Origin of the sequence: Peptoniphilus sp. SGI.035, assembly GCF_050315115.1 — a bacterium.
Taxonomy (GTDB): domain Bacteria; phylum Bacillota; class Clostridia; order Tissierellales; family Peptoniphilaceae; genus Peptoniphilus_A.
On the sequence record NZ_JBNPOJ010000012.1, the window covers coordinates 24,462 to 49,516 of the forward strand.

The 25,055-nt window shown below is 30.6% G+C and carries 19 protein-coding genes and 3 tRNA genes; 9 read left to right on the forward strand and 13 right to left on the reverse strand.

What is annotated here, in order from left to right:
• Nucleotides 1-46: 46 nt before the first annotated feature.
• Together ACQRC6_RS06695 and ACQRC6_RS06700 are read right to left on the reverse strand one after the other, a co-directional pair.
• A complete protein-coding gene (locus ACQRC6_RS06695) occupies nt 47-2,242 on the reverse strand; it encodes a DUF3160 domain-containing protein (RefSeq protein WP_427848275.1) in 2,196 nt (731 codons plus the stop codon).
• A complete protein-coding gene (locus ACQRC6_RS06700; protein WP_427848276.1) occupies nt 2,233-2,832 on the reverse strand; it encodes a hypothetical protein in 600 nt (199 codons plus the stop codon). Before ACQRC6_RS06700 ends, ACQRC6_RS06695 begins: the two co-directional genes overlap by 10 nt.
• A gap of 95 nt (nt 2,833-2,927) precedes the next feature.
• On the opposite strand from ACQRC6_RS06700, the gene ACQRC6_RS06705 reads away from it, so the two are divergent.
• Nucleotides 2,928-3,500: a xanthine phosphoribosyltransferase gene (locus ACQRC6_RS06705; RefSeq protein ID WP_427848277.1), complete on the forward strand. Its 573-nt coding sequence runs from the start codon at nt 2,928-2,930 to the stop codon at nt 3,498-3,500.
• Between the two features lie 87 nt (nt 3,501-3,587).
• Here the strand turns inward: ACQRC6_RS06705 and ACQRC6_RS06710 are convergent, their stop codons facing one another.
• Genes ACQRC6_RS06710 through ACQRC6_RS06730 form a run of 5 tightly spaced genes read right to left on the reverse strand, consistent with a single transcriptional unit; the run spans nt 3,588 to nt 9,360 of the window.
• A complete protein-coding gene (locus ACQRC6_RS06710; RefSeq protein ID WP_427848278.1) occupies nt 3,588-4,712 on the reverse strand; it encodes a toxic anion resistance protein in 1,125 nt (374 codons plus the stop codon).
• 1 nt (nt 4,713) lies between these two features.
• The gene (locus ACQRC6_RS06715) at nt 4,714-5,838 is read right to left on the reverse strand and encodes a 5-bromo-4-chloroindolyl phosphate hydrolysis family protein (RefSeq protein WP_427848279.1); all 1,125 of its coding nucleotides are present in this window, start codon (nt 5,836-5,838) and stop codon (nt 4,714-4,716) included.
• 8 nt (nt 5,839-5,846) lie between these two features.
• Entirely contained in the window at nt 5,847-6,680 is an 834-nt protein-coding gene (locus tag ACQRC6_RS06720) for a DegV family protein (RefSeq protein WP_427848280.1), read from the reverse strand.
• 9 nt (nt 6,681-6,689) lie between these two features.
• A complete protein-coding gene (gene glmM, locus ACQRC6_RS06725) occupies nt 6,690-8,033 on the reverse strand; it encodes a phosphoglucosamine mutase (RefSeq protein ID WP_427848281.1) in 1,344 nt (447 codons plus the stop codon).
• A 4-nt stretch (nt 8,034-8,037) separates the two neighbouring features.
• Nucleotides 8,038-9,360 carry a CCA tRNA nucleotidyltransferase gene (locus ACQRC6_RS06730; protein WP_427848282.1) on the reverse strand — a complete coding sequence of 441 codons (1,323 nt, stop codon included), beginning with the start codon at nt 9,358-9,360 and terminating at the stop codon, nt 8,038-8,040.
• Nucleotides 9,361-9,459: 99 nt separating this feature from the next.
• Here ACQRC6_RS06730 and ACQRC6_RS06735 point away from each other — a divergent pair, with 99 nt between their 5' ends.
• Together ACQRC6_RS06735 and ACQRC6_RS06740 are read left to right on the forward strand one after the other, a co-directional pair.
• Nucleotides 9,460-9,960 carry a hypothetical protein gene (locus ACQRC6_RS06735; RefSeq protein ID WP_427848283.1) on the forward strand — a complete coding sequence of 167 codons (501 nt, stop codon included), beginning with the start codon at nt 9,460-9,462 and terminating at the stop codon, nt 9,958-9,960.
• Between the two features lie 14 nt (nt 9,961-9,974).
• A complete protein-coding gene (locus ACQRC6_RS06740) occupies nt 9,975-10,919 on the forward strand; it encodes a copper amine oxidase N-terminal domain-containing protein (RefSeq protein ID WP_427848284.1) in 945 nt (314 codons plus the stop codon).
• Between the two features lie 275 nt (nt 10,920-11,194).
• On the opposite strand, the gene ACQRC6_RS06745 is transcribed toward ACQRC6_RS06740, so the two are convergent.
• From ACQRC6_RS06745 to ACQRC6_RS06755, 3 genes are all read right to left on the reverse strand, one after another.
• Nucleotides 11,195-15,472 (reverse strand): acyl-CoA dehydratase activase-related protein, encoded by a 4,278-nt coding sequence (locus tag ACQRC6_RS06745; protein WP_427848293.1) that lies wholly within the window; start codon nt 15,470-15,472, stop codon nt 11,195-11,197.
• 287 nt (nt 15,473-15,759) lie between these two features.
• Nucleotides 15,760-15,930, reverse strand: a complete 171-nt coding sequence (locus ACQRC6_RS06750; RefSeq protein WP_293558145.1) for a DUF362 domain-containing protein — start codon at nt 15,928-15,930, stop codon at nt 15,760-15,762.
• Nucleotides 15,931-16,197: 267 nt separating this feature from the next.
• Complete coding sequence (locus ACQRC6_RS06755; protein WP_427848285.1) at nt 16,198-18,252, reverse strand: heavy metal translocating P-type ATPase; 2,055 nt, start codon at nt 18,250-18,252, stop codon at nt 16,198-16,200.
• 233 nt (nt 18,253-18,485) lie between these two features.
• Between ACQRC6_RS06755 and ACQRC6_RS06760 the strand changes: the two genes are divergently transcribed.
• From ACQRC6_RS06760 to ACQRC6_RS06770, 3 genes are all read left to right on the forward strand, one after another.
• Nucleotides 18,486-18,577 (forward strand) — tRNA-Ser (locus ACQRC6_RS06760).
• A 7-nt stretch (nt 18,578-18,584) separates the two neighbouring features.
• A tRNA-Ile gene (locus ACQRC6_RS06765) sits at nt 18,585-18,661 on the forward strand.
• Nucleotides 18,662-18,668: 7 nt separating this feature from the next.
• Nucleotides 18,669-18,744: transfer RNA gene (locus ACQRC6_RS06770), tRNA-Phe, on the forward strand.
• A gap of 158 nt (nt 18,745-18,902) precedes the next feature.
• On the opposite strand, the gene ACQRC6_RS06775 is transcribed toward ACQRC6_RS06770, so the two are convergent.
• Nucleotides 18,903-19,427, reverse strand: a complete 525-nt coding sequence (locus tag ACQRC6_RS06775) for a cysteine hydrolase family protein (RefSeq protein WP_427848286.1) — start codon at nt 19,425-19,427, stop codon at nt 18,903-18,905.
• Nucleotides 19,428-19,504: 77 nt separating this feature from the next.
• On the opposite strand from ACQRC6_RS06775, the gene sfsA reads away from it, so the two are divergent.
• Together sfsA and ACQRC6_RS06785 are read left to right on the forward strand one after the other, a co-directional pair.
• Nucleotides 19,505-20,221 carry a DNA/RNA nuclease SfsA gene (gene sfsA, locus ACQRC6_RS06780; protein WP_427848287.1) on the forward strand — a complete coding sequence of 239 codons (717 nt, stop codon included), beginning with the start codon at nt 19,505-19,507 and terminating at the stop codon, nt 20,219-20,221.
• Complete coding sequence (locus tag ACQRC6_RS06785) at nt 20,194-20,697, forward strand: GNAT family N-acetyltransferase (protein WP_427848288.1); 504 nt, start codon at nt 20,194-20,196, stop codon at nt 20,695-20,697. The genes sfsA and ACQRC6_RS06785 overlap by 28 nt, the downstream gene beginning before the upstream one ends.
• A 219-nt stretch (nt 20,698-20,916) precedes the next feature.
• Here ACQRC6_RS06785 and mgtE read toward each other — a convergent pair whose 3' ends face one another.
• Nucleotides 20,917-22,254: a magnesium transporter gene (gene mgtE / locus ACQRC6_RS06790; protein WP_427848289.1), complete on the reverse strand. Its 1,338-nt coding sequence runs from the start codon at nt 22,252-22,254 to the stop codon at nt 20,917-20,919.
• Nucleotides 22,241-24,097, reverse strand: a complete 1,857-nt coding sequence (locus ACQRC6_RS06795; RefSeq protein WP_427848290.1) for an ATP-dependent helicase — start codon at nt 24,095-24,097, stop codon at nt 22,241-22,243. The genes mgtE and ACQRC6_RS06795 overlap by 14 nt, the downstream gene beginning before the upstream one ends.
• Nucleotides 24,098-24,206: 109 nt before the next feature.
• Between ACQRC6_RS06795 and ACQRC6_RS06800 the strand changes: the two genes are divergently transcribed.
• A complete protein-coding gene (locus tag ACQRC6_RS06800) occupies nt 24,207-25,001 on the forward strand; it encodes a nitroreductase family protein (protein ID WP_427848291.1) in 795 nt (264 codons plus the stop codon).
• The last annotated feature ends 54 nt before the right edge of the window (nt 25,002-25,055 follow it).

The window sequence follows — 25,055 nt, forward strand, 5'->3', positions numbered from 1 at the left end:
TTTGAATTAAAATCTTACTAATAAACTCCACCATAATAGCAATTAATTATGGAATTTCTTTTTCTTCTTTAACAAGATCATTGTACCAATTAGGAAAATCTGTTGCATCATTATAAACCATCTCTTGCCACTTTTCATCCTTTAGTCGATTTTTATTTATAAATTCGTAATATGAAAAAATTGCACCTCTACCCATGTAAAGTTTACCCTCATGAGGATATATTACATAAATTTCCATTGGCTTTCCAGTTCCTATGTGGAAAACTTCGCCCTCAGGAAGTCCAACATTATTATCAACAATTCTCATTAAATCAACTACAACTGGCATTCTTCTGTCTGTCGCATTTTCTATTTCATACCAAGAAGAAATTTGGTTTTCATCAGATGATTTTACAAAATCCACCATGATGCTTTCCATTTCTCCACCAATGTATAATAAATATTGATTTTCATCTTCTGTAAAGGGTTCCTCTTGAAGTTCCTTTATAGAAAGATCTCTTAATTTTACTACCATAGTTTGAAATCTCTTGATTTTATCTTCGAGATTTTCACTTAACATTTCTCGACTTTTTAAATTTGTTTTAGTAAACTCAAGTAGCCAATTTAATTTTTCATAAAGCTCCACATTAGGTTCAACATAGGATTTTGGAATTTCTTCATCTTCTCCGCCACCCATTTCAGCAATAACAGCCTTGCCATAAAGGACTGTGTCGTGTTTTAATTCTGCAAAAGAACCAAGAGCAGATACTAAATCCTTTCTCTCCCAAGCTTCATTTCTCATAAACCTTGGATAACCCTCGCCAAATTTTTGGTCGTAAGCATCAAGCATCCACAGCCAACCACGATACATATTTTTTTGCCATTGTTTATCTTCCATTTTATTCACAGTTAAAATATTTCCTTCAGTTCTCTCTTTATATTTATCCCAATGTGAATTGTAAGAATCCTTATTTAAAATATCTCTTGCCCTTTCATTTCCAAAGGCAGCCATTAAATCTAAACCAGAATAAATTGGTCTATCAGATGGCTTATCTTCACTTGCAATATCCACCACATTTTGCATAAGTACACTGTCTATTACTGCTCTTTGTGGCATATATCTAAAGGACTTTCCCAAAAATCCTGCAATCTTCGGATCTGGATATGCCTTTAAAACTTCATAGGCACTCGTTAATTTTTTCTCATCATCTAATTTGTTGATGTTAAAATCTTTTCCATAAACTCCGTAAAGCGTTCTTGCGTATTCTCTTATAGAAAGAGCATCGGCACTTTCAACTAAAAAATCTATTGGTTCAACTAAATCTTCCCAATTTTTTAAATTTTTAGGATTTCTATATATTGAGTGCGTAAGAAGTAGGCCTTGTAAAATGCTATTTTTATCCATTTCTCCGTCGCTTTCAATAAAAAATCCAACTTGACCAAAGTACATTGTTCCCATAAAATATTTTTTTAATTTTTCATCACGAGTATAATGTCCTCTTGGTATAAGTTGTGAAAAATCTACATCTCTATCACTTATTGCAGATGTTGCTATCTCTTCTGAAATTACATTTTTTATTTCCTTATCCATTAAATCCTTTGCCTCTTTTGGCAAATTTTCAGGTTCATATCCCAAAAGTTTAAGTCCCGTTGCCACAAAAGCAATATTTTTAATTTGCAAGTCTTTTAATTCTTTATTCTCAATTTCATCATAAATTTTAATATTTTCCACAATCAAATTTTTATTTAATTCAATTGATTTTGGATATAACTCTTCCCTTTCCAAGCTCCTTAAAAATCCATCATAAAAAATATGAAAGATATGAGTTACTGAATCAGTTGTTACAAAGCTCGGCCAATAATTATATTCATTATCTTCATAAATTTGGTGAATTTGGTCAAATTCATAATTCCAAGAGTCTTTACTGTACTCATTATTCTCTTGATTTTTTGGTTTAGTAATTGTAAATCCGTTTTTTAAAAGCATCTCTTTTTGTTTACTTGTAAAGTTTCCAAATTTGGAAATATTTTCAACATTGCTAAAATCACCAGCAATCTTATAATCATCAACTTTTGGCGTAAATTTAGATGCTTTGTAATCAATATATGTAGTTTTATTTTCCATTTCGTCTAAAAATTTTGTATCCCGCAATTCAATTTTCGAAGTTTCTTTTTCCGGCACCTTGCTCTTGTCATTTTTGCAAGCTGTTAAAAGCAAAATTGCAATAACTGAAGTTATCAATAATTTTTTCTTTACTTCCATTTAACCTCATCTCCTTCTAAAAATAAATCACTTTTCATTCCATTAATTTCAACTTTTTTCTCCTTATCTAAAAAGATTGGCTCATCTTTTAAAATAATGCTACAATAATTTCTTTCAAAGGAAAAATTTGTCCAGTCATATACTCCAAATAGATATTCACCCTTAATATTTTTCTCTATCGAAATAATTTCATCTCGACCATCTCCGTCAATGTCGCAAAGATTAAAATCTGTAATTGGATTATGTAATCTTGATATCCTAAGTTTTGGTATTAATTTCTTATTTTTAAAATCAATATTGTATAAAAAACATCTCTTAGCTAGATTTTGGTCAAAGGGCGTCTTTTTGTAAACGCCAAGAGCAATTTCTACTTCACCTCCGTCAACATTACAAAAATCAACTTTCCAAGGTTTTAAATTATAAACATCAATGATAAACTTTTCTCCATCTTTTTTTATTATTAAATCCTTTGCGAAACAACCCTTTGTGCAAATAATTTCTGCACTAATATTTTTATAGTTTGCACTGTCTAAAATTTTTTCATTTGTGCATGATACTAAAAAAATTAATAAAAATAATATGTACTTCATGCCTTTATTATATCATAGTAAGTAATTCTTTAATAAATAATCACAACTCTTGATTACTTCTTGTTAATGTCTTAAAATAAATTTTGAGGTGTAAAATGAAATTATTAGAAGAAAGAATTATTAACGATGGACGAATTTTAGATGGAAATATTGTAAAGGTAGATTCTTTTTTAAATCACCAACTTGATATAAAATTTTTGGATAAACTTGCTGAAGAAATTACAAATTATTTTAAAGATAAAAAAATTAATAAAATACTTACAATTGAAGCAAGTGGCATTGCCCTTGCCACTGTTGCATCAAAACATCTTGACGATGCCATGGTCGTTTTTTGTAAAAAGCAAAAAACATTAAATATTGGCGACGATGTCTATGAATCAAAAGTAGAATCTTTCACTACAAAGAAAAATTATACTATTACAGTTTCAAAAAGATTTTTATCATCTGAAGACAATTTACTTATTATCGACGACTTTTTAGCAGAAGGAAATGCACTCAAGGGTTTAATAGATGTTTCAAAACAAGCTGGCGCAAATATCGTGGGAATTTCTGTTGCCATTGAAAAGGGCTTTCAAGATGGTGGAAAAATTATTAGAGAAATGGGATACGATTTGCTTTCCCTTGCGATTATTGATTCCATTGAAGATGGAAAAATTAGTTTTAGATAATTATACAAAAACCGAGAATTTATGCCGAACTCATTAAGTTGGACTAAAAAACTTATTGAGCATCACATTTTCTCGGTTTTATATTTATTATTTATTTGCAATTTCTATTAAAGATGACTTTAAATTTTCTTCTATTCTTCTAAGTTCAACAGAAGCTTCTTCACGTTTTTTATGACCTTCGATTTGAATTTGACGAACTTCATTAAGTGCAGAAATTAATTGATCATTAGTGTGCTTAATTGTTTCGATGTCAACTATTCCTCTCTCAGAAAGTTTTGCCGTCTCAACAGTAGTTTGCTTTAATGTCTCTGCATTTTTCCTTAAAAGTTTATTTGTCAAATCAGTAACTTCCCTTGTACTTCTTGCTGCCTCCTTTGAATGATTTGCACCAAGTGCAATTACCATTTGAGACTTCCAAAGTGGAATGGTGTTTACAATTGTAGATTGGATTTTTTCAACCATTACTGTGTTTGAAGATTGAACCATTCTTATTTGAGGAGCCATTTGAATTGAAACCATTCTTGTAAGGTCAAGGTCGTGAAGCTTCTTTTCAAATCGGCTAATCATATTTACATAATCATTAGCTTTCTGTGCATCCACTGGCAAATTTGTTTCTTGTGCCTTAGCTTGAAGTTTTGGAAGTTCAACATTTGTCGCTTCTTCCAATTTTTTTCTGCCGGCAAGTATGTACATACTAAGTTCCTTGTAATAATTTTCATTTAGTTCATACATTTGGTCAAGCATTGCAATGTCTTTCATAAGAGTTACTTGATGTTCTTCCAAAGTCTTTATAATATTATTAACATTCTTTTCTGCCGAATCATATTTAGTCTTTAGTGATGTTACACTGTTTAATTGTTTTTTGAAAAATCCAACTAATTTATTGTCCTCTTCACTTACATCAAAACTTTTTAATTCATTTACAACGCCAGATAGTAAATCTCCAACTTCGCCAAGGTCTTTAGTCTTAACAGTTTCAAGTGTCTTTTCAGAAAAGTTAGAAATTTTTCTTTGTGAACCAACTCCATATTGTAAAACTATATTTGAATTTGTAATATCAATTGTCTTTGCAAAATCTTCAACTTGTTTTTCCTCTTCTGGACTTAATCTCAACTCATTTTTTTCATCAACTGTTTTAATTTCTTCGATTTCATTTTCTTTATTTAACTCTCCGAAATCATCTGTTAGGGATAATTTTATTTCTTTATCCATTTTACTTTCCTCCTAAATTAAAGTCCTTTTCATCTAAAAGTCCTTCTTGTCTGAGCATTGATTTTAAAACGCTCATATCGCTTGATAAATCCATAACTTTTTCTTGGTAGATATTGTCTAAAATTTTCATAAAAGCATCATTCACTAAATCCATAGTCTCTTCTGTATCTTTTAGAGAAGACTTAACTATTTCTGTCGGTTTTTCGCTCATTTTTAGATAAGAATCTACTAATTTTACAGTTGTTGGCAGATAGTAATTTATTGTCTTGTCTAAATCCCCTGCAGTGCTTGGATTTTCCTTTAATAGTTCAAAAATTTTGCTGACAATTTGCAAAAATTCATTGACTTTACTCTTCATGGGCTCCTTTAAATTTGAAGTCATTTCTGTGAGAGTTGTAACATCTTTTCTTGCCTTCACCAAATAATCTTCAACAAGAATACTATTTTCATTATTTTCTATTTCTTCCATTCTTTCTTTCGGGTCGCGAAGCATTTCCTCTTTATAAAGCTTATAAGTTTTTGCATCCAATATAAAAAGTTCTCCATTTTCTACAATTCGCGCTTGCATATAATAATCTTTGTCAATCATGTTTAGGAGATCATTTATAGTAAAATCAATTGGCTTTGCAGTAATTGCTGCAAGATCAGCTGTTGGTATAACAGTGTTATTCCCAATTTCACGATTATATTTTCTAAATCTAATTATTTGGTCCTTGCTCTTTTTAACTCTATAATTTACATAAAAAGAAACTACAAGGGCAGGAATAACCCAAAAAATTAAAAGCGGTAAATCGTCTCTTATAAATGAAAAGTTATCAAATATGTCTATAAGAAATCCAAAAAATGCAAAAAGATGACCTACTATTGAAATTTTTGCAACAGATCCCCACATCTTTACTCTTTTAACAGTCTTGGGATTTTGATTTATTATTCTGTCATCATTTTGAATGCTATAAGGCAAATTTCTCTTATTTTTATTAATAAATTTGCTAATAGAAGATCTAGTTACATTAATGGCAGTGTCAATTCCTTCGCCAATTAATTCACCAATTTCTTTAAAATTTTCTTCTCTAAAAGCAGCATTAACTTTTTCTTCAAAATTTTCTTCTCTATCGCCTTTTCTCATAATTCACCTCAAAAAGCTATGACAATGCCTCCTATGTCTGCATATCCAGAAGAAAGACCATTTGTATGTCTAACATGGACTTTAACTCCATCGTACATTTCTTCAATTTTTTCCTTTATCTTTTCTGCACGCTCCTCATTTCTAACATAAGAAAGTGTTACAAGATTTGGATTATTTACTCTGCATTCTTTTCCTATTGCCTTTACCATTTTGTCTAGGGATTTTTTTATTCCACGATTTATTTCAAATAATTCAATTTCTCCATCATTAGAAATCATAATTGGTCTAATGTTTAACACATTTGCAATAAGTCCTGCACTCTTTTTTATCCTTCCATTTTTAATCAAATTCTTCATGTTTTCGAGGACAAACATTGTAACTTCATTTTCAACTTCTTTGTTAATGGCAGGTACAACCTCCTCAAAACTTTTATCTTTAAGTAAATCTAAAAGCTTTAAAATAATTCTTGTGTGTCCTGCAGAAGCTGATTTTGTATCAATTACATGAATTTTTATTCCCTTAAATTTATCTCTTGCTTCTTGTTCTGCCACTTTCGCAGAATTATAGGACCCTGATAATTTTGAAGAAATTGTAGAAATATAAATATCCTTATCTATATTTTTTTCAATAATTTTTAAATAATCATAGGGAGATGGACAAGCTGTCTTTATTGGATTTTCAGTTTTTTCCATTTTATCCAAATACTCTTGAATATTCAAATTGTCATCATCTTCATATTCCACACCGTCAATAGAAATTTTAAAGGGAACATATTCGATTCCCAAATCCTTAATTTCTTCTTTTGTTAAATCACAACTTGTGTCTGAAATTATTTTGTACATATTTTTCTCCTAGTTTAATTTATCTTCAATAATTTTTACTAATTTTTCAGCATCTTCCAAGAGTTTTTCTTTGTCCTCGCCTTCAATCATTACTCGAACAAGTGCCTCTGTACCTGAAGGTCTTATGACAACTCTTCCACTTCCGTGATAATCTTCTTCCACAGCCTTAATAGCTTGAGTTATTTCAGGAAATTCTTCATATTTATTTTTTAAATCATCGCGAACCTTTGCGTTTTTAAGAACTTGAGGATAATCTCTCATAAGTCCATTTAGTTCTGATAATTTTTTCCCTGTTTTTTTCATAATTTCTAAAAGATGAATACCCGTTGCAAGTCCATCGCCAGTTGTATTGTAATCTAAAAATATAACATGACCAGATTGTTCAGCACCAATTACATAATCATCTTTTAACATTTTTTCGAGAATATATCTGTCTCCAACCTTTGTCTCTATAAAGTCAACTCCAATATTTTCAAGATATTTTTTAAGACCCATATTTGACATTATAGTTCCAACTACTGCGTTGTTTTTAAGATTGTTGTTTTCCTTTAAATATGTTGCAGCAATTGCCAAGATATGATCGCCATCTACTACATTTCCAAGTTCGTCGACAGCAATAATTCTGTCAGCATCTCCGTCAAAACTCATACCAATATCTGATTTTTCTTTTTTTACAAGTTCCTCAATAAGTTTTGGATTCGTTGAACCACAATTGTCATTTATGTTCATTCCATTTGGCTCATTATTAATAATCTTTACTTTTGCACCAAAGGCTTTTAAAACAATTTCTGCAATATGTGATTGTGCACCATTTCCTGCATCTACTGCAACTTCTAATCCGTCAAATCTTTCATTAGTTAAACCTTTTAAATATTCAATATATTTTTGTGTAAATTCAGAAGACCTATTTACTATTCCCACTTCATCCCCTGTAACATCCTTATAAATTTTTGTAGTGGAAAGAACTTTTTCTTCAATTTCATCTTCCACACTGTCATCAAGTTTAAGACCTTCACTTGAGAAAAATTTTATTCCATTGTATTCAAAGGGATTATGTGATGCCGAAATAGAAACACCACATAGATAGTCTCCAGTTCTAGTGAGATATGCAACTCCTGGAGTTGGAATAACTCCTGCAACATCTACATCCAATCCAATGCTCATAAACCCAGCAATAAGTGCAGATTCAACTAAATCTCCGGAAAGTCTTGTGTCTCTTCCCACTAAAACTTTTCCTCTTTTATTTTTAGTAAGTACAAAAGCTGCTGCTCTTCCAATATCATAACATAATTTTGGAGTTAACTTTTGATTGGCAATGCCACGAACTCCATCTGTTCCAAATAATCTTGTCATTTTATCACCTGTAATTTTTATTTATATATTCAATTAAGTACTCTCTATTATTTTTCTCTGGGTCGTCAAGAACTAAATTTTCAAGTTCCTTTAATATTTTCCCAATTATTTTACCTTCACTAAAACCCAAAAATTTTATATCATTTCCATTTATTTCTAAAAACTTTTCAGTTTTCATTTCTTTTTCATTTAATAATTCTTTTACCCTATTTTTTCTATTTATAATAAAGCTTGCATCACGATCTGCTCTCGTGCATTTGCAATCGGCAATTAAAAGGTCATAAAGGTCCATTACATTTTCCCTTCCCACTCTTTTAATTTGTCTTCTAAGTGCCTTGTCAGTCATTTCGCTGTGAACTTTCATGTGGTCTAAAATTAAAATTTTAACTTTATCAATAACTCTATTGGAAACTCTATATCTTTTTAAAATTTCAGAAACTAAATCTGCTCCCAAAACTTCATGTCCAAAAAAGTGTCCTCTTCCATCTTCGCCAATTGATAATGTGTCCACCTTTGAAATGTCGTGAAAAAGTGCTGCAAGTCTAAGAGAAAGGTCAGGCTTTACTTCATCCATGACGCAAATTAAATGGTCAAAAAGAGTTTTGTCGTGATAAGGACTAAATTGTGAAAATCCAACTGTTCTTTTTAACTCTGGGAATATTACGTCTAGCACACCAGTTTCTTCCATAAGGAGAAGATAATATGAAGGTCTTTCTGAGGTAATCATTTTTGAAAATTCATCAAAAATTCTCTCGGGAGAAATCTTTTTTAAAAGTTTACTTTCAAAGGAAATTGCATCAAAAAGTTCATCCTCAATATAAAAGTCAAACCTTCCTGCAAACCTAATTGCCCTCATAATTCTTATTGCATCTTCTCTAATTCTTTTTGTTGGGCTGCCAACTGCTCTTATGATTTTTTCATCTAAATCATCTTTTCCTCCAAAGGGGTCGTAAAGATTTCCATTAGCATCCATTGCCATGGCATTAATTGTAAAATCACGCCTTTTTAAGTCTTCCTTTAGATTTTTTGAAAAAGTTACTTTTTCCGGCTTTCTAAAATTCAAATACTTTCCATCTATTCTAAAAGTAGTAACTTCGTAAATAGTTTTATCAATAATAATGCCAACTGTGCCAAACTCTTCGCCAACTAAAACAGTTTTAAAATCCTTAAACACTTTTTTTATTTCATCAGGCTTTGCAGATGTAGTTATATCATAATCGTGAGGTACTATTCCCAGTAGTTTATCTCTAACACAACCACCTACAATGTACGCATCAAAGCCTTCTTCATTTAATTTGTTTAAAATAAATAGCACATCTTTTGGCATTCTATCACCCTTTTTATTATATCATATTGTACATAATTTAAAATTATATAATTCTCATTCCCTTGATTTATGGTATAATGAACTAAATTGGAGGTATGTATGAAAAAATCAACTATTGTTATAATATCTTTATTTTTAATGCTTAGCTTAGTTGGCTGTGGCAAAAAAAATTCTAAAGTTGAAAAAACGGGAGACACAAAAATTTCTTCAGTTGCAAAGGAAAAAGAAGCAAGTGAAGAAGATTTAACTACTTCAAACTTTGACAAGGAGAATGTTGACCAGTTAATTAAAAATTCTGATTACATATCAAGAATTAGAGTTTCAACATCAACTGCAGAAGGAACAAACACATCTTTCTTAAAAGATTATAAGGGCGATCTTTCGCAAATTGAAGTTAGTATCCCAAAAACTCTTTCTCCTAACATGGAATATATCGTTTTCTATAAAGACGATGAAAAGGGCGAAGTTTCTCCAACTGAAAGAGATGGTTCCTTTATAGAAATCCAAGGAGACAAAGATAGTAATTTAATTTATATCGAAAAAGTTTTTAATTCAAACTCTTATTCCAATATTGGAAAAGTAAGTAATACTAAACAATGAAAGTTGAGGTAATTATGAAAAAAAATAAATCAATTTTAATTTCACTAATTTTATTAATGTTTTTGACTGCAAATGTATTTGCAGCTAAAACTCCATTAATTGAATACAATGGAAAAATTATAAAATCTGATGTTGCTCCCTTTATACAAAATGAAAGGACTATGGTTCCTATAAGATTTATTTCAGAAACTTTAGGCTATAAAGTTGATTGGAACAATGATAAAAGACTTGTAAGTATAAATGGAAACAATACTTCAATAGAATTAAAAATCAATTCAAAAAAAGCAAAAGTTAAGGGAAAAGAAATTGAATTAGATGCACCTGCTCTTATTAAAAGTGAACGCACTTTCGTTCCACTAAGATTTGTAGCAGAAAATTTAAAAGCTGAAGTTAAATGGGACAATGAGAACTTCAAAGTTATAATCAACGACTCTTCAAAAGCTACAATACTAAACTTATCATCTGATGAAGAAGCATATGTAAAAGAAATTAAAGTATTGCAAAATAATTTAAGTAAATCCTTTGCAAATTTAAAATCTAGTTTCTTTGAAAATGCGTCAAAACTTTCTGATGCAGATTTATATGCTGCCTATGATAAAGCAGATGCTGAAATTAGAAATACTGTTGATAAAATCAAAAATTTAAATGTTCCAGAAAAATTTAAATCTTCACATGATTACACTTTAAAGGCAAGTGAAAAAGCTCTTGAAATTTTGCCAGGACTTAAAGAATCCATTATTGCAAAAAATGAAGAAGCTGCAAAAAAATTTATAAGTGATTTAACGGATTTTCAAGTTAAGATTGAGGAAGCTAAAGACTCCTTTGAATCTGCTCTTAAAGGTGTAGATTACAAAGCTCAAGGGGACATCAAAGTCTACAATGACGAAAAGAAAAAACAAGATAGCACAGAAAATTTGTTACAAGATCAAACTCTAAAAAATATTTTTAAGAAAATTTAATATTTTTTTAACAAAATTAGACTAATACCAGAGTTAGTTTTTACTAGCTTTGGTATTTTTTTGTATCTTTCTATAATTGTATTGGCATTTTAAACTACATTTTCTAAATTATGTAAGTTTAATTCCCTTCCTCTAAAATTTAAAGTATTTTAAATTATTTGATTTTTGCCATAAAAAACTGACCTCCTAAAGTTAGGATTTATATCCAACTTTTAGAGGTCAGTTCTGTTTACATTTATTTCATTTTGCTAATTATATCAAGAATAAAGAAAAAATTAATTTTTTAAGATTGCTGCCTTTTTTAAATATCCTCTGTTGTATTTATCTTCGCCTTGTTCCATATTTCTCTTTGCTTGTGAAAGCATAAGCTTAATTCTATTAAATTGATTAACTTCAGAAGCTGAGGCATCATAATCTATTGGAATTATATTAGCTTTTTCGTAAGAATTTCTAATTGCCTTTATAACCCCTTTTCCCGTGATGTGATTTGGAAGGCATCCAAAAGGTTGAACGCAGACAATATTTTCAACGCCTGATTCAATTAACTCAACCATTTCCCCAGTTAAAAGCCAACCTTCTCCATATTGATTGCCAAGATCTACATATCTTTCTGCATATTCAATAATTTCCTCGATTTTTTCTGGAACTAAAAATCTTGTTTTTTCAAGGGCAAGTCTAACATATTTTCTGTAAGATTCAATATAAGAAATTCCCATTTCACAAATAAATGCCGTTAATCTTGACTTAGAAAGTTTATCAGCCTTTGCTCTCGCATTCTTAAAGGAATACATCATAAAGTCTGTCAAATCTGGTATGACAACTTCAGCACCTTCCCTTTCAAGAAGATCTGCAACATGATTGTTGGCAGCTGGGTCGTATTTTACTAAAATTTCTCCAACAATTCCAACCTTTGGTTTTTTCTCATTAGTAATTTCAAGTCTGTTAAATTCTCCAACCATTTTATTTACATTAGAGATAAAAGTTTTTTTGCTATAATTTAAGTTTTCTGAACTTATTATTTCAATCCATCTGTCACGCAAAATATTAGCAGACCCTTTTATAACTTCGTAAGGTCTTGTCGCTTGTGTAAGTCTCATAATTAAATCCGCATAAAGCATTCCTTGAATTAACTTTTTGCCAATTCTCATCATTGTTTTTTTATCAAATTCAAATCCAGAGTGTTTTTCAATTTGTTGGAAAGAAAGACCAATTACTGGAACACGACCATAACCTGCATCCTTTAATGCCTTTCTAATAAAGCCAACATAATTTGATGCTCTGCAAGCTCCTCCAGTTTGACTCATTAATAGCGCCAATCTATTTGTATCATACTTTCCAGATTTTACTGCGTCTATAAATTGTCCAACTACAAAAATTGATGGATAGCAAGCGTCGTTATTTACATATTTTAATCCCTCGTTTACAACTTTATGTCCTGAGTCTTCAAGAACTTCAATATTTATTCCTTCATGTCTTAGAATAGGTTCAAATATACTAAAATGAAGTGGCGCCATTTGAGGCATTAATATCGTATAATCCTTTTTCATTTCTTTTGTAAACATTACTGGATTGTCGTCGAGAAGTCCCTCGAGTTCTGCATCAATTTTTTCAAATTCTCTCTTTTCTACCGCTTCAATTAGAGATCTTATCCTAATCTTCACTGCGCCCAAGTTAGAAACTTCATCTATTTTTAACACTGTATAAATTTTATTATAAGACTCTAAAATATGTTGAACTTGGTCAGTTGTAACTGCATCTATTCCACAGCCAAAGGAGTTAAGTTGAACTAACTCTAAATTTTCATGTTCCCCAACAAATTTTGCCGCTCTATAAAGTCTTGAATGGTAATTCCATTGGTCTAGCACTCTAAGTCTTGAATCAATTTCAACATTTCGAGCTATGCCATCTTCAGAAATTACTGCAAGTCCAAGGCTGGTGATAAGTTCTGGTATGCCGTGATTTATTTCTGGGTCTATGTGATAAGGTCTACCTGACAAAACTATTGCCCTTTCACCCTTCTTATTTATTTCTTCTAAAATTCTATTGCCTTCATTTAAGACATCTAATCTATATCTATCTTGTTCATCATAGGCTGCACGCACAGCTTTTTTAACTTCTGCTTTTGGAATGAAATCAAAGACATTAGCAAGTCTATTTTCTAATTTTTTTCTGTCGTCAAAAGAAATAAAAGGATTCATAAATTTAACTTTTCCGTCAATAATTTCATCCACATTATTTTTTATAACTTCAGAATACCCTGCTACAACGGGACAATTTAATGTGTTGTCAGCATTTTCAAATTGCTTTTCTTCGTAAAATACTGCTGGATAGAATATAAATTTAATTCCCTTTTCTATTAAATCTTCAATATGTCCATGAGAAATTTTTGCAGGATAGCAAGCAGTTTCGCTTGTAATGGTTTCAATCCCCTTTTCGTAAATTTCTCTAGAAGATTTGCTTGAAAGGACAACTGAATACCCTAATTCTGTAAAAAATGTATGCCAGAAAGGATAATTTTCATAGATGTTTAAAACTCTAGGTATTCCAACGACTCCACGTTTAGCTTCCTCTTCAGGAAGTGATTTATAATCAAAGACCCTTTCGTATTTATAGCGATACATATTTGGTAGCTCGTCTTCTTTATTTCTAATGCGACCTGCGCCCTTTTCGCACCTATTTCCCGTAATGTATCTCTTTCCATTTGGAAATATATTTACTGAAAGAGCACAATTATTTGTGCATTGTCTGCAATTTGTAGAAATTGATTTATACTCAAATTTTTCTAACTCCTCTTGTGAAATTAAATTTGACTTTCCCTTTGATTTTTCTTTTGATATAAGTGCCATTCCAAGAGCGCCCATTAGCCCAGCAATATTAGGTCTTGTAACTTCTACTCCCGTTAAATTTTCAAAGGCTCTTAGCACTGCATCAGATAGAAAAGTTCCGCCTTGTACAACTATATGTTCCCCTAACTCCTTTGGATCTCTAATTTTTATTACCTTTTGAATTGCATTTCTAATTACAGAATAGGCAAGTCCTGCAGAAATGTCGGGAACTGAAGCGCCCTCTTTTTGTGCTTGCTTAACATTGGAATTCATAAAAACTGTGCAACGTGAACCTAAATCTACTGGCTCTCTTGACTTAGTAGCTTCCTTAGCAAACTCCTCTGCACTCATATTTACTGAATGTGCAAAAGTTTCAAGAAAAGATCCACAACCTGCCGAACAAGCTTCGTTTAGTAAAATTGATTCAATTACACCATCTCTAATTTTCATGGACTTCATATCTTGTCCGCCAATGTCTAAAATAAAATCAACCTTTGGATCAAAATATTTTGCAGCAGTAAAGTGAGCTATCGTTTCAACTTCTCCAAAATCTAAATTTAGCGCTGCCTTTAAAAATTCTTCGCCATAACCAGTTGTACCGCAACCAGCAAAATATGCTTTTTCATTTTTCTCTTTATAAATCTCTTTCAAATTTTCAATTGCAATGTCAAGAGGATTTCCCTTATTAGAGCCGTAAAAAGTATAAAGCAATTCATTATTATCAGATAATGCCACAAGTTTTGAGGTAGTTGAACCTGAATCAATTCCCAAATAAATTGGACCTTCGTAACTTTTTAAATCAATTTTTTTAAGGGATTTTGTCTTATGTTTTTCACGAAAAGCAATAACCTCTTCTTCACTATTGAAAAGCGGTGGCATTACATCACTTTCCTTAATATTTATGTTGTCATTATTATTTACTCTATTAAAAAGTTCAACAAATGAAATTGGCTTTGAATCAAAACTTGAAATAGCTGCTCCAAGTGCAACGAAAATTTGTGAATTTTCAGGAGAAATTATTTCATCTTCAGTTAAATTAAGAGTCTCAACAAATCTTTCTTTAAGCATTGGCAAAAAGTGAAGTGGTCCACCTAAGAAAGCAACATTACCCCTAATAGGTCTTCCACAAGCTAGATTTGATATAGTTTGATTTACTACAGATTGAAAAACTGAAATTGCAATGTCAGATTTACTAGCACCTTGATTAATTAAGGCTTGCACATCTGTTTTTGCAAAAACTCCACAACGAGATGCGATTGGATATAATTTTTTATAATCCCTTGCAAGCTCATTAAGGCCTGAAGCGTCTGTTTGAAGAAGTGATGCCATTTGGTCGATAAAAGCGCCTGTTCCTCCAGCACATATACTATTCATTCTCTGTTCAACAGAACCTCTTAAATAAGTTATTTTAGAATCTTCTCCTCCAAGTTCTATTGCAACATCTGTCTTTGGAATAAAACAAGAAATTGCTTCCCTGCCAGCCACTACTTCTTGAATAAAATCTATGTCCAAAAATTTGTGAACAGAAAGTCCGCCACTTCCAGTAACATTTACAGTAACTGTTTCATATTTAAAATCTTTATAAACTTCATTTATTACATCTTTAACAGTTTTTCTAACATCTGAAAAATGTCTCCTGTATGTCTTATATAAAATATTTAGTTTTTCATCTAATATTACAAGTTTTACCGTTGTAGAACCAACATCTAATCCCATGTGAATTAGCATTCCTAATTCTCCTTTCACAAAAAGCCACTTAAGTATAATTTATTTTAATTTAAAATTTTTACTATAATGATTTAATGAAAAATAATTATCACACTTTGCAAAACAAATTTCAGTATGCATCTGCATAAAAATTTGATTTTTATTGTAAAAATATTAAACATTTCTTAACATTTGCTATCTTCTATTATAACCTAATTTGTGATTTTATTGTGAATTATTTATATGAGAATTTTTTAAATTTTTGCAATAAAAAAAGATAGGCTTAAACCTATCTTTCCTTTAAACTATTAGTCTTCAGGATTTGGAGCACCAACTGGGCAAACAGCTGCACAGCTACCACAATCGATACATTGAGCTTCATCAATTGTGTAAATATCTCCTTCAGAAATACATCCAACTGGACATTCTGATTGACATGCACCACAAGCGATACAAGAATCGTTAATTACATATGCCATTTTATTTACCTCCATAAAATTATACCAAAATTCATGAATTTATATATTCATAATGTTCTGACATAATATTAACATAATAGTTTTAATTTTTCAATCATTATTGTTGTTTTTTTATGATATAACTTTTATTATTTAATAAAATTTTATAAAAAATCTCTAATTTTTGGGCTTTATTGGCATTTATTTTAATGAAAAATATTTTAAAAATAATTTTTAATTTTTCTAACTATTTATTAAAACTAATAATCCATAGCGTTTTACTATGTTTTATTCTCCTCTAAAAACTCTTAAAGCATTTATTATGCAAATAAGTGCAACTCCAACATCAGCGAAAACTGCAAGAGGCATGGATACAAATCCCATTGCACCAAAGACTAGCACAACAACCTTTAAAAATAAGGCTATAAAAATATTTTGGTAGGCAATACTTTTTACTTTTTTTGCAATGTCAATTGCTCTTACAACAGATGAGATGTCATTTTTTAATAAAACTATATCTGAAGTTTCAATTGCGATATCAGATCCACTTCCCATGCTAATGCCAAGATATGCACTTGCAAGTGAAGGTGCGTCATTAGTTCCGTCACCGACAAAAGCAATTTTTGTATCCTTTTCGATTTTCCTTATCTCTCTAACCTTATCATCGGGAAGAAGTGAGCCTCTGTAATAATCTATTCCAACTTCATTTGCAATTTTCTTTACAACATTCTCTTTGTCTCCAGAAAACATATAAGTCTTTACGCCTCTATTATGAAGTTTATTTATGCTTTCTTTAACACCCTCTTTTATCTCGTCCTTTAACTTAATAATTCCCAAAATTTCATTTTTATCTGCCACATATACATCCACATAATTTGAATCAGATTTATTATTAAATTTTAAATTATAGTCTTCCATTAACTTTTTATTTCCAACGAGATAAATTTTACCCTTTAGTTCAAACTCAATTCCCTTTCCGCCAATATTGTTTAAATGCTCAGGAATTTGTTTGCTTTTAAAACTTTTAACTATCGCCTTTCCAATTGGGTGAGTTGAATACATTTCACCAATTGATGCAATTTCTAAAATCTCATCTCTTGATGCCTTTATTTCTTCAACTTCAGCAACTGTAAATTCGCCCTTAGTAACAGTTCCCGTTTTATCAAAGGCAACTCCTTCTATATCTGTCAAAGCTTCAATAGAATTTCCACCCTTAACAAAAATTGATTTTCTTGATAATGAACCAATTCCCGCAAAAATAGTAAGTGGAACAGAAATTGCGAGAGCACAAGGACAAGAAATTACTAAAAATATTGCAGCCCTATAAATTGATTCTTTAAAAGAAAGATCACTTGCAAAGTTTAAAACTAGGAAAAGTAAAACTGCAAGTCCAATAACTATTGGAGTGTAAATTTTTGCAAATCTTGTAATAAATTTTTCAACTTTTGCCTTGTTTGTGCTTGCATTTTTAACCATGTCAATAATTTTTGCAATAGTTCCCTCTTTATATTCCTTTGTAACTTCCACTTCTAAAGATGAATCTAAGTTTACAAAACCAGAAGTGATTTCATCGCCAACTCCTAGAGAAATTGGTGCAAATTCTCCAGAAATATTTGAAGTGTCAACATTTGAAGCTCCTTTGATTATTTTTCCATCTAGTGGAACTTTTTCTCCAGGCATAATTACAACGACTTCTCCAACAGAAACTTCAGTTGGATCAACTTTTACAATTTCTCCAGCTTTTTTTACATTTGCAAACTCGGGTTTTAATTTTAGAGCTTCTTTAATAGAATTTTTGGAGCTGTCCACTGCTTTGTCTTGGATAATTTCTCCAACAGTGTAAAATAACATTACGGCAACAGCTTCTGCATATTCACCGGAAATTATGGCTGCAATAGACGCAATAGTCATTAGAAATTTTTCATCCATAAAATTACCCGTTGAGATTTTAGAAACCGAAGCCTTAACAACATCATAACCTATTATTGCATACAAAATAATATAAGCTATAAAATTGACTTTTTCATTAAGTTTTAAGTAATGTAATATTATTAATCCTGCAAAAACGATAATACATTTGTAAATAGGAAACTTCTCTCCCTCTTCTTCAATTTCTTCACATAAATCTTCAGTAACAGTTACGCCATCTTCTATGGAGTCAACTACATCTTGAATTTTAATTTTTAAATCAAAAGGATCTTTTTCTGAATAAAAAACAAGTTCATCATTTAAAAAATCATAATTAAGATTATCCATATCTGGCATTTTTTTAAGTTTATCTTCGATTTTCCCTGCACAATTTGCGCAAGTAAGGCCCTTTAAATGAAATATATATTTGCTCATAATTCTCCCTCTATATAAATTATTATTCGATATTTGTTCATACATTCATTATACGATAATTATAATTTATGTCAATACCTTATTTACTTTATTTTTTTATTAATTTATGAGATAATAATTTAGCAAAGGAAGCCTATAAAAACTTTTTAAATTTATTGTAAAAAATAGTTGACAAAAATCAACTAGTCCGTTAGAATAGATAAAGTAAGTTGCTAAAGAGTGAGCTTCAATTTGGAGAAATACTCAAGTGGCTGAAGAGGCTCCCCTGCTAAGGGAGTAGGTCCCGATTAGGGTCGCGAGGGTTCAAATCCCTCTTTCTCCGCCAATGGTGAGGGCCTTTAGCTCAGTTGGTTAGAGCGCCCGGCTCATAACCGGTAGGTCCCGGGTTCAAGTCCCTGAAGGCCCACCATTTACTTGCCCAGATAGCTCAGTCGGTAGAGCAGAGGACTGAAAATCCTCGTGTCGCTGGTTCGATTCCGGCTTTGGGCACCACAAAAAGTACCAATTTTGTTGGTACTTTTTTTTGCATTTTTTTAATTTTATTCAAAATCCCTTTATCTTTTTTTCTGCCAAAAATTGTAGTCTTCCTTATAATAACACTACTTCCCTAACATTATACAGAAATATGTAAAAATATTATTAAGCTGTTTTTAAGCCATTTTAATGTGGCAAGACTCCAATACATCTATTGCCGATTTTTTCTTTTCATCTGTAAGCCCTTCGGTCAAATCTTTGTAAAGATAAATATTTTTTTCTGGCAAAAATCCTTTTACAAGTAAAATATTTGAAACTACGCAAATATCTGCGACAAGTCCCAAGAAATAAATATTGTCTATTCCCTCTTCACAATCTAATTGTTTTAAATATTCTCCAAGTTCAACTGATGCAAAAGTATTTTTTTCAAACTTTTTTGCTTCCTTAAAATTTTTTGTTTTCCTTAGTTTTTCTGCAATTTCATGACCCCAAGTACCCTTTATGCAGTGTTCTATTGGCAGATTTCTTCCCTCATTAGTCTCAAGATAATTTTCATAATGTGTATCCAATGTATAAATTACTTTTCCATTAAATTCATTTACCTTGTCCACAGCTCTATCCAAAAGTTTTTCTGTGTCTTTTCCCTTTAGCGAACCGCTTATAAAATCATTTTGCATATCTATTACTACTAATACGTCCATTTTCTCACTCCTTTTCAATATAATACAACAAGTTTTACATAATTTAAAGTTCACTGTATAATATTTTGGGGTGAATTATGAAATACAACAGTGTTTTGAAAGCAGAGTTTTTATATAGAAAAAATAGATTTATAGCGATTTGCAAAAAGGGTTTTAAGCTTTTGACAGTTTATGTTCCCAATACTGGCAGATGTAAGGAACTTCTAAAAGAAGGTACAACAGTTTTTTTAACTTACAATGACAATCCCAATAGAAAAACTTCTTACACGCTTGTAGCTGTAATAAAGGGCGATAAAATTATAAATATTGACTCACAAGCTCCCAATGAAATTGTCTACGAAGCATTTAATAAAAATAAAATTGATCTTGGTTTTAAATACGACATAATAAAGCGGGAATACACTCACGGGGACTCTCGATTCGATTTTTATTTAGAAGGAGAAAATAAAAAGGCTCTTTTAGAAGTTAAGGGGGTTACTTTAGAAAATAATGGAATTGTTGCCTTTCCCGATGCTCCCACAAAAAGAGGATTAAAACATATCAATGGACTTATTAGTTCTAGCGAAAAATATTTAACTTATCTTTTATTTGTTATTCAAATGAAAGATGTAAAATTTTTTACGCCAAATTACGTTACAGATAGGAATTTTTCAATGGGTCTATTAAAAGCAAGAAACTCTGGAGTAAAAATCCTAGCTTATGACTCAATTGTAACAAGAAATTCAATAGAAATTTCAGAAAAAGTACCCGTTATTTTGGAGGAAACATGGAATTTAGACTTGCAAAGGAATTAGATAAAAAAGAAATTGAAAAAATTTACAATGACGGTTCAGAAAAATTAAAGTCTCTTGGCATAAATCAGTGGCAAGGAAATGAAAAACCAAATCTAAATGAATTTCCTGATCTTGATAAAAATAAAATTATTTACGTTCTAGAAGATTGTGGAAAAGTTGTTTCCACAGTTATAATTTACGATTATGACATAGATTACGAAAAAAATTTAAAAGCCACTTGGAAAAGTCCAAAACCCTATGTAGCACTCCACAGAATAGCTACTCTTGCAGATGCAAGAAAAAAGGGTTATGGCAAAAAAATTATTGAGTTTTCAGAACATTTTGCAAAGGAAAATAATTTTAAATCAGTGCGCATTGATACACATAGGGAAAATAAATCTATGCAAAATCTTTTAACTTCTCTTGAATATAAATATGTTGGATTGGTATACCTTGGCGGAACAAGTGAAAGATTTGCCTATGAAAAAATTTTGTGAGATATTTATTTTGAAAAAAATGAAAGATTTATGAAATTTATAAAAGATTTTTTTATGGATTTCCTAAAGTTTTACAAGGCGCAAATTGAATAATATCTTTATAATACCTGCTAAAGCAAAAACATTGCTACTCTTTATATTTTTTAAGAAAATAATACTTTAAGTTAAAAAGACCACATTTACTTAGAAAAATTCTTTGTAAAAAGTGGCCTTTATTTTTTATATTAAAAGTGGCAAGAATATTGTTGCTAGACCTAAGAAAATAAAAAATCCACAGGTATCTGTAAAAGTTGTAAGAAAAATAGATGATGCAATTGCTGGATCAATTTTTATTTTGTCTAAAATTAGTGGAATTAAAAATCCCATAGAACAAGCAATTATCATATTTAAAATCATAGCGAAAAATAAAATAAATCCTAAATAAATATTGTGATGCCAAAATACAAACACTGCAGCTGCCAAAATTCCTATAATAGCACCTTCAAAGAGTCCCAAAAATATTTCTTTAAATATTAATTTATAATCTTCTTTTAGTGACAATTCTCCCCTTGCAAGAGATGTAATTATAATTGATAGAGTTTGAGAGCCAGCATTTCCACCCATACCAGTTACTATTGGCATAGCTGCTGATAATACTACAACTTGTGAAATTGTTGATTCAAATCCTTTTACGACAGATGATGCCAAAAAAGCAGTAATTAAATTGACAATAAGCCATGGAATTCTCGACTTAAAGGATTCAAAAAGAGTGGAATCATATTCTTCATCTGCATTAACACCGTGCATCTGTAACATATCTTCGTTATGCTCTTGGTCAATGATGGCTATAATGTCTTCAGATGTTATAACGCCAAGTATTGCCATATTGCTATTTACTACTGGAAGGATGTCAAGCTCGTACTTGCTAAATAAATTTGCTGCAACCTCTTGATCATCTGTACCATATACATAGAAGTCAACTTCTTCCAATAAATCTCTTAATAAAGTATCTGAATGGGAGACTAAAAGATCTCGCATAGTAACAATTCCCTTTAGTCTGTGATAATTATCTGTAACAAAAATTTTGTCAATAATTTCTGTCTTTGGCGAAATTGAAATAATTTTCTTTACAGCCTCTACCGCAGTTAAATTTTCACGCAGTGCAATAAAATTTGTGGTCATAATACCACCTGCAGATTCTTCATCAAAGGATAAAATCATCTTTAATGTAACTTTATCTGCACTCTTTATTGACGATAAAATTTTCTTTCTCCTTACAGTTGAAAGCACTCCCAAAAGGTCGGCAACTATTGAAGTTTCCATATGTGTAAAAATATCTATTAACTCATCATCTGTAAAAAAAGCCATAATCTTTGCACTAAAATCTTCTTCTGATGACTCAAGAAGACTAGCCATGTTCTCATGATTAATTAAATGCACAAAAATTTTTAGTTCACTGTCTTCTAATTCACTTGCCTCTAAAGCAATATCAACAGGATGATACTCGTCAAAGAGACTATTTATGAGCATTTCATCTTTTATACAAATTATTTTTTTTATCTCTTCAAATAATTCCATTTTTTTCACCTGCTAAAGTTTCTAAGTCTGTTACAAAAGAAGAAATTTCATTTTTTCTTCCATTTGTGTAATGCGAGTACATTAAGTATAGTTCCTTCTTTGCCCTAGTCATAGCTACATAAAATAGTCTCCTTTCTTCACAAAAGAGTTCTTCATCTTCTCCTATTGTGTCAATACTCGCAGTAGATGGCAATGTACCCTCATATAAGTCTACAACAAAAACTCGAGAAAATTCAAGACCTTTGGCAGAATGAATAGTAGAAAAAGTTAATTTTGCATTGTCATTTCTCGATTTTAAAAGATCGTATTCTAACTCCTTTAGTCTACCAATAAAAAGATCCAGCGTCTTTGTACTTTTAGCTATTAACTTTAAATAGTAAAGGTACTCGTTTAAACTTGCCTCTGTCTCCATAAATCGTTTGGTATTTTCCTTTAAATAATTGCCATAACCCATTTCCCTATCAATATAATTTATCGCCTCGTAAACATCACTTCTCGCAATTTTTCTAAATCCAACTAATAATTTATTTATATTTTTGTGATAAAAACTTGGCAGTCCCGGATAGTCCTTTAAAATATTGAAAATATTTTTACCTCTATTTCTCTTTAAATATTCAATATGTTTCTTAGAAATGTAACCATCTAATTTAAAATAAAATTTTTCATATAAGTCAATGTCTGATAAATCTCTAGAAAAATTTAAAATGTCTAAAATATCTTTAGTAATAAAATGTGAGAAGAACTTTGTCTTTTTGTCCTTTATATTAAAATCATAATCCCTTCTCTCAAAATACTCTACAAGACCAATGCTAGAAAGATTATTTCTGTATAAAACTGCAATATCTCCTACACCCTTTTGAAGTTCCCTTTCAATAAACTCATATTGATCCTTAGGCTCCTTTACCTTAATAATATTAACAGGCTTGGCAAAGGGATTTGAAGTAAAAACTGTTTTATCAAATCTTTTTTCATTTTGTGTAATAAAAATATTTGCAATATTTACAATATTTTTTGTTGAACGAAAATTTTCCTCCATATAAAAAGTCGCAATGTCATCATATTCTTTTTGAAGATTAAAAAGTTCTTCAGTGTTTGCACCTCTAAAACCGTAAATGGATTGATCATCGTCTGCAACTACAAATAAATTATTGTCAGGTTTTGCCAGTAATTTTAAAACTTGAAATTGACTTCTACTTGTATCCTGACCTTCGTCAAGTTGAATAAATTTAAATCTATCTCTATATTTCTTTCTAATTGATGCATCACTTTTTAAAATTTCATAGGAAAGATTAATCATATCGTCAAAATCTATTAAATTCTTATCTTTTTTATATTTTTCATAAGTTTCATAAAACTTTACAAAATTATCTGTATCGCATCTCTTTAACTTTGCAAAAGAATTTGGCGAAAGCATCATATTTTTGCAATAGCCAACTTCAGAAATTGCAGTTTCAATTCGCTCTTCAGTGGGATAAGTTTTATTAACATCTCTATAAATATCTCTTAAAATTTCATACTTTTTCTTCAAATTAGAATCAATTAAACTAAGAGACTTTCCAGATTTTCTTGAATAATCTCGAACAATGGAATAACAAAAAGCGTGAATAGTAGAAAACAAAACATTTTCTCCGCCAAACATTGCATTATAGCGCATCTTTATATCAATAGCTTGTGCCTTGGAAAAAGTTATCGTGAGAATATTCTTTGGATCCACACCTCTATCTATTAATCTTTTAATTCTATGTAAAATCATAGTTGTCTTTCCTGCTCCAGGTACAGCAAGGACTATTGCCGGTCCCTTAAAGTGTTCCACAGCTATTAATTGACTAGATGTTAATTTCACATTATCCCTCCTATTCTAGTGTAAACTATTTCTTAAATATTTTAAATCTATTTTTTTAACTATGCCATTGTGATATAATTTATATATAACAGGTTTAGGGGGTATTACTATGTTAATGACAAATTTCTTGCAAAAGAGAAAGTCTGTCAGAAATTTTAAAAATGACACAGTTCCAAGAGACGCCTTGGAAAATATAAAATTACTTATGAACGAAATGAAGACTGAAGAAAGCGGCATAAGTTTTTCTCTTTATGAAAACGGAAAAATTGTGGCAGAAGGACTAAAAGGCAAGGCAGGATATGCAGGAGTCATGATAGAAGCTCCACATTACATCGCACTAGATATTGATGCTAAAAAACCACTTAACTTATTAAAGGGCGGCTACTGTCTTGAAAAATTAAATACAAAAATTGTCAACTTGGCCATTGATACTTGTTGGATAACAGTTGATAATGTTGACGTCGATACAAAAAAATCTATCTTTGGAGAAAATGGAACTGGAATAGATTACTTAATAGCAATTGGCTATGGACAAAAGAAAAAATTATTCGACCCAGAAGTAACAAGTTCAAGACTTAATGTAGAAGAAATAGTTTTTTCTGAAAAGATTGGACAGCCAATTTCCATTGAAACATTAGAAAACTATGGCGTATTTGATGTATTTTCATCAGTAAGATATGCACCAAGCCACAAAAATTTTCAACCATGGAGATTTGTATTAAAGGGCACAAAAGTAGAAGCTTACATGGTAAAATCCGAGGAAGACAATAGATCGCTAATCGACATGGGCGTAATTTTATTCTATATGGAAGAAATGCTAAAGACAATTGGCATAAACAAAAAGTGGACAATCGATTTAAAGGACGCAGGTAATTATTATTACATCGGCTCCTATACACTTTAATAAACTTATTTAGGGCATAAAATGGTATCATTTATATGCCTTTTTATAATATTT